Raw genomic sequence first — 18,781 nt, forward strand, 5'->3', positions numbered from 1 at the left:
CGTCAATGTGGGAAACAAAGTCCCCCGCCTGTTCGGCACGGGAGTCGGAACGGATTGCTCCGCGCGGTCAGCGCGATCAGGCCGACTGCCTGCCGTACTCCTCGAGCAGGCGCAGCCAGATCTCGCTGATCGTGGGATACGCCGGAACCGCGTGCCACAGGCGGGAGATCGGCACCTCGCCGACGACCGCGACCGTCGCCGCCTGCAGAAGTTCGGCGACCTCGGGGCCGACGAACGTCGCGCCGAGCACGACGTCGCGCTCGGCGTCGATGACGAGGCGAGCCTGGCCGGAGAACCCGTCCTCGTAGACGCTCGCACCCGCGACCGCTCCGAGGTCGTAGTCGACCACGGCGACCTCATGCCCGGCCTTGCGGGCCTCGGCCTCGGTGAGCCCGACCGATGCGACCTCGGGATAGGAGAACGTGACCTGAGGCGCAGCCGCGTGGTCGGCCGTCGCGACGTGGCGGCCCCAGGGTGCGTCGTCGACGGCATCCCCCTTCGCGCGTGCCGCGATCACGTCGCCCGCCGCGCGGGCCTGGTACTTGCCCTGGTGGGTCAGCAGCACGCGGCCGTTGACGTCGCCCACGGCGTACAGCCAGTCGGAGCCGGGCACGCGCTGGGTGTCGTCCACCTCGATGTAGCGCCCCGGCTCGAGTCCGACGACGTCGAGTCCGATGTCGCCGCTGCGTGGCGTGCGTCCGGTGGCGACGAGCACCTCGGCCGCTGTCACGCTCGTGCCGTCGGAGAGATCGATCACGACTCCGTCGTCGGTGCGCGTGACGTTCGCGGTGCCCGTGTCGGTGCGCACGTCGACGCCGAGCTCCGCGAGCCCCGCGGTCACCCGCTCCCCCGCGAAGGGCTCGAACGCGCCGAGCAGGCCGCTGCGGGCGATGACCGTGACCTTCGTGCCCAGCGACGCGTAGACGGTCGCCATCTCGACGGCCACCACGCCGCCGCCGATCACGGCCAGCGACTCGGGCAGCTCCTCGGCGCTGGTCGCCTCCCGACTCGTCCAGGGCTGGGCCTCGCGCAGACCGGGGATGGGCGGCACCGCGGCATCCGTGCCCGTGCTGATCGCGACCGCGTGGCGGGCGCGGAGCACGCGGGTGCCGCCCTCGGCATCCGTCACCGTCACCTCGCGCTCGCCCGTGAGCCGTCCATGGCCCCGGGCCAGATCGATGCCCGCCGAGTCGAGCCACTTCACCTGACCGTCGTCCGACCAGTTGCTCGTGAACGAGTCGCGACGGTCGAAGACCGCGCGTACGTCGAGGTCGCCTGTGACGGCCTCGGCCGCGCCGCCGACCTTCTTCGCCGCCCGGACCGCCTGCGCCGGACGCAGCAGCGCCTTCGAGGGCATGCACGCCCAGTAGGAGCATTCGCCCCCGACGAGCTCGCTCTCCACGATGATCGCGGTCAGACCGCCCTGCACGGCACGGTCGGCGACGTTCTCGCCCACCGGACCTCCGCCCAGCACGATCAGGTCGTATTCGTCGGTGTTCTCGGCAGTCATGCGATGCCCCTCTCCGTGGCCCAGTCTCGCTCAGAACCAACGCCGAGTCACGGGGTTTGTTCCGCGGCCGCCGATCCGGGCGGGTCGGCACGCGAAGTGGAGGGCGCGAGCGTCAGCGCACGGGCAGGAAGTGCGTCGGCGTCGGGACCTGCGCCTCATGACGGATGCCGAGGGGCGCACCCGTGCGCTCGTCGAGGTCGAGCAGCGAGATCGTGTCGGAGCGCTGCCCCGCGACGAGGAGCTTGCCCTCGTGCACGAGGTGATGCCGCGGCCAGTCGACCCCCGCGTCGGCGAGAGCGACCGGTTCGAGGCTCTCGCCCGCTCCGCGCACCCGCAGCGCGGCGATCGTGTTGCTGCCGCGCAGCGCCGTGTACAGGAACCGTCCGTCACGCGTGCGGGCGAGCTCGGCGGGGAAGTCGACGCCCACCTGCGCGATCGGGCTCGACGGCACCGACGACACGACGCGCCAGATGCCGTCGGGACCCGGGGCGAGCGTGAAGACCTCGCACGAGTACTCGGTCACGACGTGCAGGTGCCCGCTCGGGTGCACGACCATGTGCCGCGGACCGGTGCCCTGCGGCAGGGCGATCTCGTGGTCGAGCACGAGACCGCCGGACGTGGCCCGCCAGATGCGCACGAGGTCGAAGCCCAGGTCGGTGGTGGCGATGCGTCCATCGGCGAGGAATGCCGCGGCGTGAGCATGCGACACCCGGGGATCGCCGGTCGCCGTGAGCGCACCCGCATAGGGGTCGGATGCCGCGGCCGCGACGCCCGCGGGGGCCGAGGTCTCGGCGGGTTCGCCGAGCAGGGCGGCACGGAGTTCGGCGGCCTTGTTCGCGGCATCCGGCACCAGGCTCCCGTCAGGAGCGATCCCGATGCCCACGACGCGACCGTCGCCGTAGCAGCTCGCCACGAGGTAGCCGCCCGAGGGCGACACCGCGACGTGGCAGACCGAGTCGCCCGCTTCGACGGGCTCGCCGAGCGGCTGCAGCGTCGATTCACCGGTGCGGCGGAACGCCTGCACCGCGGCATCCCCCTCCAGCGCCGCGTAGACGACGTCGAGGGTGGGATGCTGCGCGAGCCATGACGGCGACGGGGTCTCGGTGACCGCGCCGCGGTACGAGAGCTTCGTCGGCGTCTGCTCGTCGCCGGCGAGGAGGCCGATGCCGTCGGCGGAGCCGCCGCCCATCGCGGCACCGTAGCCGCCGAGCCAGAACCGGGTCATGCGATCAGTCGAGCAGGTCGTGGCGGACGACGACCTGGTCGCGCTCCGGACCCACGCCGATCACCGAGATGCGGGTGTTGCTCATGCCCTCCAGGGCGAGCACGTAGTCCTGGGCGTTCTTCGGCAGGTCGTCGAAGGTGCGCGCGGTGGAGATGTCCTCCGACCAACCGGGGAAGTACTCTAGGATCGGCGTCGCGTGGTGGAAGTCGGTCTGGTTGACCGGCACCTCGTCGAAGCGCTGGCCGTCGACGTCGTAGGCCACGCACACCGGGATCTGCTCGAGTCCGGTGAGGATGTCGAGCTTGGTGAGCACGAGGTCGGTGATGCCGTTGACGCGCGTCGCGTAGCGGGTGATCGGGGCGTCGTACCATCCGACGCGACGCGGGCGCCCGGTCGTCGTGCCGAACTCGAACCCGCGCGAACGCAGCCACTCGCCCTGCTCGTCGAACAGCTCGGTGGGGAACGGACCCGACCCGACCCGGGTCGTGTAGGCCTTCACGATGCCGACGATGCGGTCGAGCGCGCCGGGGCCGACACCCGAACCGGATGCCGCGCCGGCCGCCGTCGCGGTCGACGAGGTGACGAACGGGTACGTGCCGTGGTCGATGTCGAGCATGGTGGCCTGGCCGCCCTCGAACACGACGACCTCGCCGCGGTCGAGCGCCTCGGCGATCAGGTAGCCGGTGTCGGCGACCATCGGGCGCAGGCGCTCGGCGTACGACAGCAGCTCCTCGACGATCTCGTCGACCGTGACCGCACGGCGGTTGAAGACCTTCACGAGCAGGTGGTTCTTCTGGTCGAGCGCGCCCTCGACCTTCTGGCGCAGGATGTTCTCGTCGAACAGATCCTGCACGCGGATGCCCACGCGGTTGATCTTGTCGGCGTACGCCGGGCCGATGCCGCGGCCGGTCGTGCCGATGTTGCGCTTGCCGAGGAAGCGCTCGGTCACCTTGTCGAGCGTGCGGTGGTAGGCGGTGATGATGTGCGCGTTCGCGCTCACCTTCAGCCGTGAGACGTCGATGCCGCGGGCGCCGAGCGCCTCGAGCTCGCTGAACAGCACCTCGAGGTCGATCACGACGCCGTTGCCGATCACGGGCGTGACGCCCGGGGACAGGATCCCGGAGGGCAGCAGGTGCAGCGCGTACTTCTCGTTGCCGACGACGACGGTGTGCCCGGCGTTGTTGCCGCCGTTGAACTTCACCACCCAGTCGGTGCGCTCACCGAGCAGGTCGGTGGCCTTCCCCTTGCCCTCGTCGCCCCACTGGACGCCGACGATCACGATTCCTGGCATGGGTGTCCCCCTTGCTGACGCCGGGTTCGCACCGGCTGATGAGCTGGCCCTCTTCGGGCGACCCCATCCTATCGAAGGCCGGTTTCGGGGCTGTTTCGGGTGTGCCTGAACGCGCTCCGGTCGCAGTTCGTGCCGCCTGATGGAGCGTCCGGCGGCACGAAGTGCGACCGGAAGCGACAGCTGAACAGGCGCAGCGAACGGCCGAAAAACGACGGATGCTGACGCTCTTCCGCATCGACCGATGTCGGTGGCCGGTGGCACGATCAAAGGATGCCGCAGACCGATCTTTCGAGCGACGCCACCGTCGCGACACCGCGCCGTCAGGGACCGCTCGTCCTCGCGGCCGCGCTCGTCACGGTCGTGCTCTGGGCGTCGGCGTTCATCGGCATCCGCGGCGCGGGTCCGCATTTCGACCCCGGCGCGCTCGCGCTGCTGCGCATGGCCGTCGGCAGCGCCGTGTTGGCGATCATCGCCGTGCGGCACGGCATCCGTCTTCCCGCGCGCAGAAACTGGTGGCTGATCGCCGTGTGGGGCGTGGGCTGGTTCTGCGTCTACAACCTCGCCCTCAACGCGGCCGAGCGCACGCTCGACGCCGGCACCGCGGCGATGGTGGTGAACCTCGCCCCGCTCATGGTCGTCGTCTTCAGCGGACTGTTCCTGCGCGAGGGCTTCCCGAAGCCGCTGCTGATAGGAGCGCCGATCGCTTTCCTCGGCGTCGTGCTGATCGGCATGAACTCCTCGACGTCCGCCGGGCCCGACATCACCGGGCTGCTGCTCGCCCTGCTGGCCGCTGTCATGTACGCGGGGTGCACACTGCTGCAGAAGCGGCTGCTGAACGCGGGATCGGATGCCACGACGCTGACGTTCCTCGGCGCTGTCGCCGGCACGATCGCACTCCTCCCCTGGACCGGCAGTCTCATCGGGGCCGTCCAGACGGCTCCCCTCGACTCGACGCTCTGGGTCGTGTACCTCGGGATCTTCCCGACGGCGATCGCCTTCACCACCTGGGCATACGTCTTGCAGCGCAGCACCGCAGGGCAGACCTCGGCGACGACCTACGTCGTGCCCGCGATCGCGATCCTGCTGTCGTGGGCCATCCTCGGCGAGGTCCCCACGCCGCTCATGTTCCTGGGTGGAGCGCTCTGCCTGCTCGGTGTGCTCGTCACCCGCATGCGCTGGCGGCGGCGCGGCTGAGTCGTCGCCTCGCTCGGCCGATCGCCCTTCGCTCGGCCTGATGCGCCGCAGATGGCCGAGGGAAGCGTATTCGGCCGCGGCGACGGCACCCGAAACCGACAGCAACGGCATCGGAAGAGGGTGTCGATAGTGTGTGCGCGGGAGGAAGTATGAAGACCTGGTGGTCGTACGTCCGGTTGGCATCCGCAGCGCTCGGCCTGGCGGCCGTCATCGCCCAGCTGTCACTCACCGTCGCCCTCGCGGCCGACAACCCGACCCCGTGGGGCGGACACCTGCCGACGGTCTGGGGGAACTTCTTCAGCTTCTTCACGATCGACTCCAACGTCATCGCCGCGGTGGTCTTCATCGTCGCCGCGATCTGGGGCATCCGGCACCGCCGCGACGACGAGCGTGAGCCCGCCTGGCTCGCGATCCTGCTCGTGTGCGCGAGCACGTACATGATCGTCACGGGCATCGTCTACAACACCCTGCTGCGCGGCATCGAATTGCCCCAGGGCGTCACGGTGCCGTGGTCGAATGAGGTGCTGCACGTCGTCTTCCCGCTTGTGCTCCTGCTGGATGTGCTCTTCGCCCCGCGGCGTCGTGCGCTGCCGTGGAGCAGCGTCTTCATCACCGCGATCTTCCCGCTCGTATGGGCCGTCTACACGATGGTCAGGGCGAACCTCGTGATCGCTCCGGCCACCGGCGAGAAGTGGTGGTACCCCTACCCCTTCCTCAACCCGCATGTCGTCCCGGGCGGGTATCTCGGCGTCTCCGGCTACATCCTGGGCATCGCGATCGCCATCATCGGCGTCGCCTGCTTCGTCGTCTGGGTGGGGCGCCGCCGCGCGGCATCCGTCACCTCCGCCTGATCCGACGGGCATGGGGAGAAGTCCCCATTCGAGGGCCGGAGGCGCACGAACGGATGCCGTTACGCTGGTCGCGGGGGAACATCGTCGCGTCCCCGAGGGAACGAGGAGACCTGTGAACGAGCCCTACGCACCTGGCACCCCGGCGGGTTCCACTCCGCCGCCTCCGCCCGCTCCGTCGGCATCACCCGCGCCGCCTGCGCCTCCCGCTCCGCCCGCGGCGCCGGCCACGCGCGCCGAGCCCAGCGCTGCTCAGCCCGTGCCTCCGGCCTCGCCCTCGGCGTCGAAGCGATCAGAAGCGCCGACCGAGGCCGAGCTGCGCCGCGCGGGCGCCGTGCTGAAGACCGTGTCGGACGCGTACTCGGCGAAGATGGTCGGCCAGGAGCGCCTGCGGACGAGCCTGCTCATCTCGCTCATCGCCGGTGGGCACATCCTGCTCGAGAGCGTGCCGGGTCTCGCGAAGACCACTGCCGCGAGCACCCTGGCCGACACCGTGAAGGCACAGTTCAAGCGCATCCAGTGCACGCCCGACCTGCTGCCCAGCGACATCACCGGCAATCAGATCTACGACGCCGCGACCGGCTCGTTCCGCACCGTGCTCGGGCCGGTGCACGCGAACTTCGTGCTGCTCGACGAGATCAACCGCTCGAGCGCGAAGACGCAGAGCGCGATGCTCGAGGCGATGCAGGAGCACCAGACCACGATCGGCGGCGAGGTGCACCACCTCCCGCAGCCGTTCCTCGTGATCGCGACACAGAACCCCATCGAGCAGGAGGGAACGTACGAGCTGCCCGAGGCGCAGATGGACCGCTTCCTGCTGAAGGAGATCGTCGAGTACCCGAGTCCGGCCGACGAGTTCGAGATCCTCGGACGCATCGACTCCGGCGTGCTCGACCCCGACCGTCACGTCGAGAGCGCGATCACGCTCGACGACGTGCGAATGCTGCAGGACGTCGCGAGCCGCATCTACGTCGACCCCGCGATCCGCAACTACATCGTCTCGATCGCCTATGTCACCCGGAACCCCGCGCCGTACATCGGCGAAGAGCGCGCCCGCTACATCAAGTACGGCGCCAGCCCCCGCGCGAGCATCGCGTTCCTGCAGGCCGCGCGCGCCCTCGCGCTGCTCAACGGTCGCGGTCACGTGCTGCCGGAGGACATCCGCTCGCTGCGTCACCTCGTGCTGCGCCACCGTGTGCTGCTGACGTTCGAGGCCGACGCCGAGGGCATGCGCAGCGAGGAGATCATCGACCAGATCTTCGGCGCCGTCCCCACGCCCTGACGCCCCCATGCCCAGCCTGATCACGCAGGTGAAGAGCAAGCTCTTCATCCACTCGTCGCGCAAGTCGCTGCACGCGCTCGACGGCGCGTACGCATCGCTGCTGCACGGGCGCAGCCTCGACTTCGAAGACCTGCGCAAGTACGAGTACGGCGATCAGGTGCGCGACATCGACTGGCGGGCGACCGCCCGTATGGGGACCCCGCTCGTTAAGCGGCACCGCGCGCAGCGCATGCACACGGTCATGTTCGTCGTCGACACCGGGCGGTCGATGGGCGCGCTCGCTCGCGACGAGCGATCGAAGAAAGAGCTCGCGATCCTCGCGACGGGTGTGCTCGGGGTCCTCGCACTGCGCCACGGCGACGACTTCACTGTCGTCTACGGTGACGCCGACGGCGTGCGTCGTCGCGCGCCCGGCCGCAGCGAGGGCGCTCTGGAGCACGCACTGCGCACGATCGACCGCGCGATCGACGACAGCACCGCCCCGAGCGACCGCGACGCCCTGCTGTCATACGTGACGCGGACCATCTCGCGGCGGATGATCGTCGTCGTCATCACCGACGAAGCGCCCATCACCCCCGAGACGGAGCGGATGCTGCGCCGACTGCGCGTACAGCATGACGTGCTGTGGCTGACCCTGCGCGACGCCGAGCCGGTGCTCGACCACACCACGGGGACCATCCGCAGCGACGTCGACAGCATGTGGGAGGTGCCCGACTTCGTGCAGGGCGACCTCGACATCGTGCGAGAGCTCACCGCGCAGACCGAAGCGGATGCCGTGCGGCTCGCCGAGATCCTCACGCGCATGGAGATCAGCCACGGAGTGCTCGCCGATCAGGACGACGCCGTCTCGCAGCTGCTGCAGCTGCTGAATCGGAGGTCGCATGCCCGGCTCTGACGAGTTCTACCCGCCGGCGCAGTACGGCTGGGGCTGGATCCTGCTCGCGATCGGCATCCTGCTGCTGCTCATCGCCGGCGCGTGGCTGGTCATCGCCCTGACGAAGCCGCGGCGCGACCTCATGCTGATCCGCGAGGGTCAGGGAGCGATGGTGCAGACCGTCGACGTGCTGTCGCAGCTTCGGATCGAGTATCTGCAGGCGATCCAGCGCATCGAGGACGACTATCGCGCGCGCACGCTCTCGGCACGCAACGCGAACTTCGAGCTGAGCCGCGTCGTCCGCACCTTCGTGAACGAGTACAGCGGCATCGAAGCGCCCGTCCTCGCGCTCGACGATCTCGTCGCCCGCGGCGTGCACCCCGCCCTCATCGACGCGATGGGTCGCCACTACTACCCCAGCATCTTCCGCCCTGGCCCTGCGATCGATCCGCTGGCCGGAGCCGAGGCCGCCAGAACGGTGGTGCGCACATGGCACTAGCGAACTGGTGGGTGCTCCTCGTCGTCGTCGGCGCGGCTGTCGTCGCGATCGCGATCGGCGTACTGCTCGGGTTGCGCGGCGGCGCGAAGACCGACGCGCACGAGCGCGCGAGGGTCGCGCGCGCCGAACGCCTGCGCGCCCTGCCGACATTCCGTCAGGCGCTGAACCGCCGCGTGCTGGCGCTCTCCGGCATCCTGCTGTTGGGGGTCATCGCCGTCGTCTCGGCGGGTGTCGTCGCCGCGCGGCCGATGTCGTCGCAGACCATCCAACCCGTGAACACGAGCCGCGACATCATGCTGTGCCTCGACGTGTCGGGGTCGATGAGCGAGGTCGATGTCGAGGTGCTCAGCGTCTTCGAGGAGCTGCTCGAGGACTTCGAGGGCGAGCGCATCGGGCTCACGATCTTCAACAGCTCGCCGGTACAGATCTTCCCCCTCACCGACGACTACCCGTTCATCCGCGAGCACCTGCAGAGCATCCGAGAAAGCTTCGACTACCTCGACGAGGTGCCGGAGCACTGGGTGGGCACGCTCAACGGCAACGGCGCCTCGCTCATCGGCGACGGCCTCGCCGCCTGCGCGATGGCGTTCGACCACCCCGACGACGAGCGCTCACGGTCGATCATCTTCGCCACCGACAACGAGATCAACGGCGCCTCGATCGTCACCCTCGACGAGGCCGCCGCGTACTCGGCGTCGGTCGGCGTGCGCGTGTTCGCGCTCAATCCGGTGGAGGGGAAGGATGCCGACGTCAGCGCCGAGCTCACCCGCGCCGCCGAGGCGAGCGGCGGACAGGCCTACGGCCTGCGCGACACCACCACGGTGTCGGACATCGTGGCACAGGTGCAGGAGCAGGAGGCGAACGAGCTGAAGGGGCAGGCTCAGGTCGTCTGGACCGACACCCCGAACCTGTGGATCGTGGTGCTGCTCGTCTCGCTGCTGTCGTTCGTCGTCGTTCTCTGGAGGGTGAAGCTGTGATCCTCCAGCCCGTCCTCAACGTCTTCCTCCTCCTGCTGCTGTTCGCTCCGGTCGCGGCGATCGGGGTGCTCGCACTCGTCAAGGCTCCCGGCCGCGACCGCGGGCTGTGGGTCATGCGGCTCGTCATGCTCGTGGCCCTGTTCACGATCCTGCTTCGCCCCGGCATTCCGGGAGGGGCGACGCAGACCCTCGCGACCGACACCGACATCGTGCTCGTCGTCGACACGACCGCGAGCATCGTCGCCGAGGACTGGGGCGACGGCCAGCCCCGACTCGACGGCGTGCGCGCCGATGTGCAGTCGATCGTCGACGAGTACCCCGGAGCCCGGTTCGCGCTCATCACGTTCGACGCCTCGGCCGACCTGCGCCTGCCGCTGACCACGGACACCACCGCGCTGATCTCATCGCTCGACGTGCTGCGCCCCGAGGTGACGAGCCAGTCGCGCGGCAGCTCGATCGGCATCGCGAACCAGCTGCTCGCCGACACGCTCGCGAACGCCGCCGAATCGCAGCCCGACCGCTCGCGCATGGTCTTCTACTTCGGCGACGGCGAGCAGACCGCGAGCTCGACGCCCGAGCCCTTCGACGGCAGCGAGCGGTACACGGATGCCGGGGCCGTGCTCGGCTATGGCACGACCGAGGGCGGGCCGATGCGGCTCACCACCGGCGGCGTCGACGGGGCGAGCGGCGAGTACATCCAGTACGAGGGCGCCGACGCGCTGTCGACGATCGACGAGCGGAACCTCGAGACGATTGCGGGTCAACTGGGCGTCGATTACCAGCACCGCACGGCGGATGCCGAGATCGCCCTGCCCGAGGCGCCGTCGACCACGAGGAACTACGCCGAATCCGGTCAGGTGGGCAACGTGATCGAGCTGTACTGGATCGCCGCGCTCGTGATCGCCGCGCTCCTCGCCGTCGAGCTCGCGAGGGCGGGCATGCTCGTCGCGCGGTTGCGCCACCTCCGCGCTCCGAGGCCCGGGTCGTCGAGCAAGCGCAGCGACCTCGGGTCGTTGAGCGAGCGCAGCGAGACGACACGCGCCGACGGAGGTGACGCATGACCACGCTCACCGCACCCGACGATGTCCGGGCGGAGGCGGCATCCGCTCTCCTCGCGTCGAACCGGAGGCGCCGCCGCATCCGTCGCTGGCTCGCGATCGGCACGCTGCCGCTCACGCTTGTCGCGCTTCTCTTCGTCGGCAAGCTGCTGAGCATGTACGCGTTCGCGCACCAGTCGATCAGCGCATACGTGGCCGACGACTACGCCGGTTCGGAGGCGTCGGCGCGCGGTCAGGAGTTCCTCAACTGGTTCGAGCCGTACAAGGCGCCGTTCAACGTGGGCACGGCGCTCGCCGGCGCCGAGCAGCTGCCCGAGGCGCGCGCGAAGCTCGAGGAGGCACTCGACCTCGCGACCGGACTCGAGGTCTGCGGCGTCCGCATCAATCTCGCGATCGTGATCGAGCGGATGGGCGATGCCGCGCGCGCCGACGGCGACGGCCCGGGCGCCGCCCAGCTGTACGCCGAGGCGCTCACGGTCACCACCGAGATGCCCGCGGAGTGCAACAGCGAGGAGGCGCAGCAGCAGTCGTCCGATCCGAGCCGCGACATGCAGCAGAGCAAGGACGACCTCGAGGACCGCCTCAAGCAGAAGCAGCAGCAGGAGCAGGAGCCTGAGCAGCAGGAGCAGCCCCAGGAGCAGCAGCAGGAGCAGCCGTCCGACGACAAGCTCGAGGAGCTCAAGGACAAGCTCGAGCAGGGCACGCAGGAGCGCGATCAGCAGCAGGGCGACGACGGCGGCGGCTCAGGAACGGACAAGCCATGGTGATGGATCACGAGAAGCAGCGCGCTCGGTACATCGCCGGTACGGAGGGCGCACCACCGCTACCCCCGCCGGGCGGATACCGCAACGCACGGCGGCCCTCTTCGCCGGTCGTGCAGCAGCCGGCGGTCCCCGGTGCCTTCGCCACCGCGACCGCCGTACCCGAGGCCAAGAAGCCCGCGAACGCCCTCGGCTGGATCGCGCTGACCATCGGCATCCTGTTCGCCGCGATCCTGCTCGTCACGCTCGCCGCGGGCGGAACCGACGTGCTCTACGGCGTCACGATGCTCGCGCTGCAGCTCGTCGTCGTCGCGGTCATCGTCGGCGCCCTGTTCACCCAGCGGGGTCGCACTCTCGGCGCGATCGCCCTCGCCGTGACGCTCGTGGTCAACGTCGCGACCGTCGGCGGAATCGGCGCACTGCAGACCTCGGCGGCCGGAACGTACGACGGCATGAAATCCGACGAGCAGAAGCATGAGGAGGCGTACCCGGGCATCAAGGGCACCGACTCGCAGGACGTGCTGGCGCAGCAGTCGCTCGAACAGGTGCAGGCCGAGGCGGAGAGCCTGTTCGCCGACATCCGGTCCCGGCTCACAGCCGAGTACGGCTTCGAGTGGGTACAGGTCGGCGACGAGGACTTCCGCCCCGAGCGCAACGGCTACGGCGGCGAATCGATGCTCGTCGAGTACACGTCGGCGAGCTGGGCGACGACCCAGCCCGTGCAGGACTACGCGCTCAAGCTCGATGTGATGTCGACGATCGACGACGTCATCGCCGAGCACGGCATGTCGTACCTGTACTCGTTCAACGATGCTTCGTCCGGTCTCGACCCCACCATGATCGCGAAACTCTACGGCAGCGACGACCCGCGGGAGCAGCACACGTGGGAGTACTACGCCGAGAACTATCCCGACCCGATGCGGTTCTACGCGAACATCTACGACCTCTCCAATGACCCGAGCGGCGACTTCCGCACGGCACGGGAGGCGCAGAGCGCGCGCACGGGCGAACCGCTCGAGGGTCTGCAGCTGACCGTGCTCGCGAGCGCAGTGCTCAGTGACGCCGACCGCGCCGAGTTCGAGAAGAAGCTGCAGGAATACCCCGGCTTCGAGTGAGCCCGCGACGGCGATGAGTCGGCCTCAGAGCAGGAGAAGTCCTTCCCAGATCGGGCAGTCGTCGATCAGCGAACGCACCCGGCTGTTCTCGTTCAGCCACCCGCGGAGGTCCTTGCTCACGTATCCAGCGAGCTCCAGAACAGTGCCGTGCGCTTCCATCAGCGAGAGTCGCAGGGGCGCACCGTCGGAGTTTCGCTCGCCGACGATGGGCACTCCCCACACGATGTGCTCATGGTGGGCGATGCGATTACGAAGGAACCTCACGTGCCGCGCCGCCGTCTCGACTCGAGCCCGCTCGAGGTCGCCGACTTCGGGGAACGCTTTCCGCAGAGCCGGCTTCCAGAGCTGGGTGTCGTAGATCCGCCGTGCGCGCGAGCTGCCTTCACCCTGGTACCCGCCCCTGCCCAGAATTCTCACCCAGAATCCGAACATCAGGGTGGCGACGAGTTTCCCGTGCACCACATCGGGTGCTGCGTCAAGCGTGGCGAGGTGTCCGTTCGCCCACGCTTCGGCGATGAGCTCGAGGGTGTCCTCGTCCAGCAAGTCTGTGCGCTTGTACCACTCGATCCCGTAGGTGACCGCGAGCTCCCGGGCCATCGCGGACCGCATCGCGACCTCGAGGTTGCCGAGATCGTCGAAGACCGCCAGGGCGACCGAGTTCGCCCACCGATAAAGCTCCACGCCGTCTACATCGGAATGCTGGCATGCCGCGTCGTATCGAGCGATTCGCGCTGCAGGGATCGATGCGCGCAAACGGTACATGGCTGGTTTCTCTTGCCTGGCGACGGGTCGCAGGATTACTCTAGAGCACAGCCCCCGACGCAGCGCACGCGAGTGTGACGGTCGGGGTTTTCTTCGTCTTATCACCGACCTTTCGAACCCGCGACGGCGACGGTCAGTCGGCGAGGGTGTGCAGCATCCGTGCCAGCGCATACCGCGTATGGCCGCGCGGGGTGCGGGGGTCGTATTCGAGGACGTCGATCAGCGACGCGAGTCGCTCCTGGATGCTGGAGTGGTGCCGCCCGAGCCGGGCGGCGGCACCTCGGACGCTGCGCTCCTCGGCGAGCGCGTCGAGGAGTTCGAGGGTGCGCGGGTCGAGGCTCCGCAGCGCCGCCGCATCCGGGTGAAGGGCAGCCGCGTCGGCGGCCTGAGCAACGATCAGCGCCGCACCCAGGTCTGCCGCATGCACCGCGGGCTCCGCGTCGGAGGAAAGGCGCGCCGCAATGAGCGCCGCCGCCCATGATTCGGGAAGACCGACGCCCGACACCGCCGTCCCCACACCGAGGCGCGGGGCGGAACCCGCCGGCCATGCCGCCAGCGGGTCCGATGCGGCGTCGAGAAGCGTCGCACGCGTGAGACCGTGCCGGGTCGCGACCACGGATGACGGATGCCGAGCGAGCGGCGCGGGATCGGGCGGCGAGGCCACGGCCCGCAGCGCGGCATCCGTCATGCGGAGGCGCAGCAGCGCGGCCGCCCGTTCATCGGCGCTCGCGTAGGAGCTGATCGCGAGTTCGACCGCGCTCTCGGCGCCGACCGATCGACGGGCGCGGACGATGCCGAGCGCGAGGGCGAGCCGTTCGAGGATCATCGCGTCGTTGGTGTGGGGGTCGCCGTCACGTTCGATCCAGGCGACAGCATCCTGTCCGCTCTCCCGCCGCATCCACGACTCGTCGGGATCCCGCGGATCGATACGCTCCCCGCCCGCGGCGACGCGCACGATCTGCGCGCCGTCCCGCACCCCGACTGTCGCGCCGCTCAGCACAGCGGCGCCGCGGAGCATGCTCTCGACGCCGACCGACCGCGCGACCAGCGCATCGAAGTACGCGACGACCTTGAGGCTCTCGCTCGCGTCGGGGTCGAGGGCGGTCAACCGCCCCAGCAGATCTTGCATGTCGGCTCCATCGCCCGGGGTTCCAGATTAGGACCTCGGCCACACGCGGGCCGAAAGGAGCGCCCTCTGACCCGCACCGAGCGGCGCCGCCGACCTCAGGCCAGAAGCCGCGTGACCCAGTCGTCGCGGGCGGCGAGCATCGCCTGCGCGACGGCGGAGTGCGGCGCGAACATGTCGAATCCGTGGAAGCCGCCGGCCCACACGTGCAGCTCGGCCTGCACTCCCGACGCCCAGAGCGTCGTCGCGTACGCCACATCCTCATCGCGGAACACCTCGGCGCTGCCGCAGTCGATGAACGCGGGCGGCAGACCCGAGAGATCCGTGGCCCGCGCCGGGGCGGCGTAGATCGACACGTCGTCGGTGCCCTTGCGGTCTCCGAGCAGCGCCGTCCATCCGGTGATGTTCGACCCGCGGTCCCACACGCCGATGCCGTCGATCTGGTGGGTGGAGGCTGTCTGGTCGCGGTCGTCGAGCATCGGGTAGATGAGCAGCTGGCCGACGAGCGCCGGTCCTCGCCGATCGCGGGCGAGCAGAGCCGTGCCCGCGGCGAGCCCTCCTCCCCCGCTCCCGCCGCCGATGAGCAGGCGGCTCGTGTCGATGCCGAGCTCGTCGGCGTGCTGTGCGGTCCACTGCAGCGCCGCGTAGCAGTCTTCGACCGGGTACGGATCGGGGAACTCCGGCGCCAGCCGATACTCGACCGTCACGATCACGCCGTTGAAGCGCTCGGCCCAATCGAGGAAGCCGACCACGCCCAGCCAGCGGTTGCCCATGATCATGCCACCGCCGTGCGTGTGGAAGAAGCCCGGTCCGGTGCCCGTGCGTCCGTCCTTCTCGATCACGGTGACGACGATGTCTTCGCCGGCGTGGCCCGGGATGGTCTCGTCGCGCCACACGAAGCCGCGCTCCGCGAGCACCTGCCTGATCTCGTCGTCGTTCCCCACGGGGGACTGCCGCATCAGCGGGATCATCTCCGCCGTCAGCGTCGGCGGCAGCTGGTCGCCGACGAGCGCGAGCGCGGCCTCCAGCTCGGGGTCGAAGGGCGGGCGGGCGAGTGTGTCGGTCATCGGAACTCCTTTGTCCTCTGTGTCCATGGTCACGTCGTGGTGACCTTCGGCTCAGCATCCCTCCGCCCCTGCCGCCCCGGAACCCGCCGGGCGCGGCCGATCGAGGACCCTCGGACCGCCGGATGGCGGGGTCACGACGAGAGCGAGAGTCCAGCGGCGAGCGCGAAGCCGAGCACGGTCGCAAGACCCGTGGACTCCTTGGCCTTCGACTGCGCCTCGGGGACCATCGAATCGACGAGCATGACCAGGAGCGCTCCCGCGGCGAAACCGCCGGCCGCGGAGCGGAAGGTGTCGTCGGTGACGCTCGCGAGCGCGAACCCCGCCACCGTGGCCGCAGCGCAGACGACGGCGACGCCGCCCCACAGCACGAGCACGCGCGAGCGCTTCATGCCGCCCTGGAGCAGGTCGGCGGCCGAGCCGATGGACTCGGGCAGATTCGACACGAGGATGGCGACGACGAGCGCGACGCTCACCGGCTCGCCCGACGCCAGACCGATACCCAGCACGAGCTGCTCGGGGATGCCGTCGAGCAGCGCCCCCACGGCGAGCTGCCCGCCGCCAGCGCCGCCCTTCGTCTTCGCTGCCCTCGCGTCGAGGACGCGATCGGCGATGTAGTAGCTGAGCGCCCCGAGGGCGACGCCGATGACCAGCGGGATGGGTCCGGTGCGCTCGAGCCCCTCCTCCCACAGCTCGAAGGCGATCGAGGCCATGAGCGCGCCGGCGCCGAATCCCAGCACGATGCCCAGCCAGCGGGGCGGCCACGCGCGCAGCAGCGCGAGCACCGCACCGATGAACAACGGGGATGCCGCGACCACACCCCACAGCACTGCCTGACCCATGCCGACCACTCTCCCACCGCCGGGGTCGGAAAACCCAGGGGGTTGCCGGCGCAATCCGAGATCAGGAACATCACCCGAGATCAGGAGGATGCCGTCCGCGCACTCCTGATCTCGGGATATGGTCCTGAGCTCGGGGACACGAAGGCTCAGCGGATGCGGTGGATGTCGAGGTCGGTGCGTCCGGGCAGGAGGTCGGCGCGCAGCGCGCGTGTGCCCCGGTAGTCGCCATCCTTCAGCCGTCGGAACGGGCGGCTCGGCGCCTCGTCGGCGATACCGTCCAGTCGCGCGAGCAGCCGCGCGGCCTCGCGGTCGACGTCGTCCGCATCGAGTCCGTCGGCGTCGTGCACGACGTGCAGGTCGAGCGGCTCGATTCCCGTGTACCAGAGCGTCCCGTGCGTGAGCGGGAACAGCAGCTGGTCGATGTCGCCGCTGATGCCGCGGCTGCCGATAGAACGGTCGTCCTCGCCCGCGGTGACGATCACGAGCGCCCGCCGTCCCGTCAGCAGCCCGTCGCCGTAGCGGAGCGGCAGACCCGTCTCCGGGTCGTTCGGACCGTACGCGAAGCCGTTCGTGAGCACCCGGTCGAACCACCCCTTGAGGCTCGCCGGCGGCCCGTACCACCAGAGCGGGAACTGCAGCACGACGAGGTCCGCCGCTCCGAGCTTGCGCTGCTCCTCGACCACGTCGTCGGGCAGGCGGCCCTCGGCGAACGCCTCGCCCATGAGGTCGACGACGTTGCCCGGCCGCCCGAGCGGGTCACCGAAGTCGCGGGCGGCGAGCACGGGATCGAACCCCTGCCGGTACAGGTCGCTGGTGACGATGTCGTAGTCGCGGGAGAGCGCGTCGACTCCCTCACGGAAGAGGCGCGCGTTGAAGGAGTCCGGCTGCGGGTGGGCGTGGATCCAGTGGGCGACAGGGCGCGACGACATGGTGGCCTTTCGTGGGGTCGGTGTCAGTGGGCGTCGGCGGCAGTACTCGCGGGTGTTCCCCGCCACAGCGGCAGCACGGCGGCAGCGACGACGGCGACGGCCGCGACGACGAGCGCGACCGCGAATCCGCCGGCGCCGACGACCGTCGCGATCGTGCCGAGCACGGCGATGCCGAGTCCGCCGCCGAGGGAGAAGCTCACCTCCTGGATCGCCCCGACCTGGCCGGCGTCGTCCTCGGTCGTCACGTCGAACAGGGTCGTGGCGGCCAGGGTCGCGGCGACGCCGAACCCGGCGCCGACGAGCACGAGCGGGATCGCCACGACATCGGGGTCGAACGCCAGCCACGCGAGCCCGACGCCCTGCACGACGAGCGCGAGCACGGTCAGCGTCGGCGAGGTCAGCCAGCGCAGGAACAGCGGGGCGACGACACCGCCCACGGCGATCGCGACCGCCTGCGGGAGGATCGCGATCCCCGCCTCGGCAGCCGTATGAGCGCGCAGATCCTGCAGGTGCAGGCTGACGAGCAGCACGGATGCCGCAGCCACACCGCTGCTCGCCACGATGCGTGCGATCGCGGGGCTGAACCCCGGCACCGAGAACAGCCGCATGTCGATGAGCGGTTCGTGCAGGGCGCGCTGGCGGCGGATGAAGTACACGAGGGTCGCGACGGCGACGAGCGCGGCGACGGCAGCGGCGATCGGCTCCGCGAGCGCCTCGTGCAGGGCGAATACGAGGGCGCCAAGGGCGACGATCGAGGAGAGGATGCTGAGCGCGTCCCACGACGCGGGCCGGGAACTGCGCGAATCGGGGACCAGCCAGATCGCGAGGATGCCGGCGACCACCGCGAGGGGCACGCTGCCGAGCAGCAGCCACCGCCATCCCGGCCCCTCGGTGACGATACCGCCGAGCACGGGCCCGAGCGCGCTGCCGGTGCCGAACGTCGCCGTCCAGAGCCCGTACGCCAGCACGCGCTGACGCGCCTGGTAGTGCGCGCCGATCGTCGCGACGACGCCAGCGACGACGAACGCCTCCGCGACGCCGAGCAGCGCGCGCACCACGATCAGCAGCAGTCCGTCCTGGGCCAGCCCTCCCACGAGGTTGAGCGCCGCGAAGCCGGCGAGACCGAGCAGCACGATGCGCTTACGGCCGAACGTGTCGCCGATGCGCGAGGCGAGGATGAGCGTCGCCGCGAGCGAGAGCGCATAGACGTCGACCAGCCACAGCGCACCGCTGTCGGACAGCGCCAGGTCGCCGCGGATCGCGGGAAGCGCGGTCGACACGCTGCTGATCGCGAGGGCGCCGATGAGGATGCCGAGGAGCAGCGGCGCCATGGCGAGCCACGGGTGCCGAGCGGTGCGCGCGGGAGCGGAGACGACGGGGACGGGGAAGGTCACCACCTGAGTCTGGCGGAGGGGTACGATTCC

18 protein-coding genes are annotated in these 18,781 nt (G+C 70.1%); 9 read left to right on the forward strand and 9 right to left on the reverse strand.

The window, feature by feature from the left end:
* Nucleotides 1–76: 76 nt before the first annotated feature.
* From RAC81_RS07835 to RAC81_RS07845, 3 genes are all read right to left on the reverse strand, one after another.
* Complete coding sequence (locus RAC81_RS07835; protein ID WP_375081837.1) at nt 77–1,510, reverse strand: dihydrolipoyl dehydrogenase family protein; 1,434 nt, start codon at nt 1,508–1,510, stop codon at nt 77–79.
* Between the two features lie 112 nt (nt 1,511–1,622).
* Nucleotides 1,623–2,735, reverse strand: coding sequence for a lactonase family protein (locus RAC81_RS07840; protein WP_375081838.1), 1,113 nt, complete (start codon nt 2,733–2,735; stop codon nt 1,623–1,625).
* 4 nt (nt 2,736–2,739) lie between these two features.
* A complete protein-coding gene (locus RAC81_RS07845) occupies nt 2,740–4,026 on the reverse strand; it encodes an adenylosuccinate synthase (protein ID WP_375081839.1) in 1,287 nt (428 codons plus the stop codon).
* A gap of 270 nt (nt 4,027–4,296) precedes the next feature.
* On the opposite strand from RAC81_RS07845, the gene RAC81_RS07850 reads away from it, so the two are divergent.
* The 9 genes from RAC81_RS07850 to RAC81_RS07890 all read left to right on the forward strand — a co-directional run bounded on the left by RAC81_RS07850 (nt 4,297) and on the right by RAC81_RS07890 (nt 12,634).
* Nucleotides 4,297–5,220 (forward strand): DMT family transporter, encoded by a 924-nt coding sequence (locus RAC81_RS07850; protein ID WP_375081840.1) that lies wholly within the window; start codon nt 4,297–4,299, stop codon nt 5,218–5,220.
* A 149-nt stretch (nt 5,221–5,369) separates the two neighbouring features.
* Nucleotides 5,370–6,071, forward strand: a complete 702-nt coding sequence (locus RAC81_RS07855; protein WP_375081841.1) for a Pr6Pr family membrane protein — start codon at nt 5,370–5,372, stop codon at nt 6,069–6,071.
* A 256-nt stretch (nt 6,072–6,327) separates the two neighbouring features.
* Nucleotides 6,328–7,350: an AAA family ATPase gene (locus RAC81_RS07860; protein ID WP_375082053.1), complete on the forward strand. Its 1,023-nt coding sequence runs from the start codon at nt 6,328–6,330 to the stop codon at nt 7,348–7,350.
* A 7-nt stretch (nt 7,351–7,357) separates the two neighbouring features.
* A complete protein-coding gene (locus RAC81_RS07865) occupies nt 7,358–8,245 on the forward strand; it encodes a DUF58 domain-containing protein (protein ID WP_375081842.1) in 888 nt (295 codons plus the stop codon).
* A complete protein-coding gene (locus tag RAC81_RS07870) occupies nt 8,232–8,723 on the forward strand; it encodes a hypothetical protein (protein WP_375081843.1) in 492 nt (163 codons plus the stop codon). Before RAC81_RS07865 ends, RAC81_RS07870 begins: the two co-directional genes overlap by 14 nt.
* Nucleotides 8,714–9,700 carry a VWA domain-containing protein gene (locus RAC81_RS07875; protein WP_375081844.1) on the forward strand — a complete coding sequence of 329 codons (987 nt, stop codon included), beginning with the start codon at nt 8,714–8,716 and terminating at the stop codon, nt 9,698–9,700. Before RAC81_RS07870 ends, RAC81_RS07875 begins: the two co-directional genes overlap by 10 nt.
* The gene (locus RAC81_RS07880; protein ID WP_375081845.1) at nt 9,697–10,761 is read left to right on the forward strand and encodes a VWA domain-containing protein; all 1,065 of its coding nucleotides are present in this window, start codon (nt 9,697–9,699) and stop codon (nt 10,759–10,761) included. Before RAC81_RS07875 ends, RAC81_RS07880 begins: the two co-directional genes overlap by 4 nt.
* Nucleotides 10,758–11,525 (forward strand): hypothetical protein, encoded by a 768-nt coding sequence (locus tag RAC81_RS07885; protein ID WP_375081846.1) that lies wholly within the window; start codon nt 10,758–10,760, stop codon nt 11,523–11,525. The genes RAC81_RS07880 and RAC81_RS07885 overlap by 4 nt, the downstream gene beginning before the upstream one ends.
* Nucleotides 11,519–12,634 (forward strand): hypothetical protein, encoded by a 1,116-nt coding sequence (locus tag RAC81_RS07890; protein WP_375081847.1) that lies wholly within the window; start codon nt 11,519–11,521, stop codon nt 12,632–12,634. Before RAC81_RS07885 ends, RAC81_RS07890 begins: the two co-directional genes overlap by 7 nt.
* A gap of 24 nt (nt 12,635–12,658) precedes the next feature.
* On the opposite strand, the gene RAC81_RS07895 is transcribed toward RAC81_RS07890, so the two are convergent.
* From RAC81_RS07895 to RAC81_RS07920, 6 genes are all read right to left on the reverse strand, one after another.
* Nucleotides 12,659–13,315, reverse strand: coding sequence for a hypothetical protein (locus RAC81_RS07895; protein ID WP_375081848.1), 657 nt, complete (start codon nt 13,313–13,315; stop codon nt 12,659–12,661).
* 214 nt (nt 13,316–13,529) lie between these two features.
* Nucleotides 13,530–14,525, reverse strand: a complete 996-nt coding sequence (locus tag RAC81_RS07900) for a hypothetical protein (RefSeq protein ID WP_375081849.1) — start codon at nt 14,523–14,525, stop codon at nt 13,530–13,532.
* A 95-nt stretch (nt 14,526–14,620) separates the two neighbouring features.
* Nucleotides 14,621–15,589 carry an alpha/beta hydrolase gene (locus tag RAC81_RS07905; protein WP_375081850.1) on the reverse strand — a complete coding sequence of 323 codons (969 nt, stop codon included), beginning with the start codon at nt 15,587–15,589 and terminating at the stop codon, nt 14,621–14,623.
* Nucleotides 15,590–15,720: 131 nt separating this feature from the next.
* On the reverse strand, nt 15,721–16,428 hold the full coding sequence (locus tag RAC81_RS07910) for a ZIP family metal transporter (protein ID WP_375081851.1): 708 nt from the start codon (nt 16,426–16,428) through the stop codon (nt 15,721–15,723).
* Nucleotides 16,429–16,574: 146 nt separating this feature from the next.
* A complete protein-coding gene (locus RAC81_RS07915) occupies nt 16,575–17,357 on the reverse strand; it encodes an NAD(P)H-dependent oxidoreductase (protein WP_375081852.1) in 783 nt (260 codons plus the stop codon).
* A gap of 23 nt (nt 17,358–17,380) precedes the next feature.
* On the reverse strand, nt 17,381–18,751 hold the full coding sequence (locus RAC81_RS07920) for an MFS transporter (protein WP_375081853.1): 1,371 nt from the start codon (nt 18,749–18,751) through the stop codon (nt 17,381–17,383).
* Nucleotides 18,752–18,781: the final 30 nt, after the last annotated feature.

The organism is Microbacterium sp. CR_7 (assembly GCF_041954755.1).
Classification (GTDB): Bacteria; Actinomycetota; Actinomycetes; order Actinomycetales; family Microbacteriaceae; genus Microbacterium.